Below are 563 nucleotides of genomic sequence, written 5' to 3' on the forward strand. Positions count from 1 at the left end.
GCCTGGTACCAAGGTGCGCGCCCGCGTGCTGGTCGATGGTGCTTTCGGCAAGGTCAACGACGTGGTCGAAGTCGATGCCGAGCAGCTCGACTCTTTGACCGGCGTGGTTGATGCTGACGAGGCCGCCGTGGCCTATGCCGAATCGCTGGCCAAGCCAGCAGACATCGTTTAACCACAGGAGCTGGCCATGGCCGCAGGCGTTTTCATTATTCCTGACAAAGCTAAACTGAATATCGCCAACGCCACGGCGATCCTGTCCCTGAACACTGCCAACTTCCGCGCCGCTCTGGTTTCCTCGGCGTGGACACCGGCCAACAGTACCGACGAAGTGTGGGCAGATGTCTCCGCCAACGAAATCGCCAATGGCAACGGTTACAGCACTGGCGGCGGCGCGCTGACAGGCGTGACGCTCAACCAGTCGGGCGGAACAGTCAAGTTCACGTGCAGTAATTTCATTTGGACGGCGTCGGGCGGTTCTATTCCCGCCTGGCGCCGGTTGGTGTTGTACTACCTTGGCACCGTGAACGGCAAGGTCAATCCATTGTTGGCGCACGCCCTGGGCG

1 protein-coding gene is annotated in these 563 nt (G+C 60.6%); it reads left to right on the forward strand.

Features of this window, described 5'->3' with window-relative positions:
* Nucleotides 1-187 precede the first annotated feature (187 nt).
* The coding region (locus tag AB4Z32_RS27585) for a hypothetical protein (RefSeq protein ID WP_442124997.1) at nt 188-563 on the forward strand (376 nt) is incomplete at its 3' end.

It is taken from the genome of Massilia sp. 2TAF26, assembly GCF_052115005.1.
Taxonomy (GTDB): Bacteria; Pseudomonadota; Gammaproteobacteria; order Burkholderiales; family Burkholderiaceae_D; genus Telluria.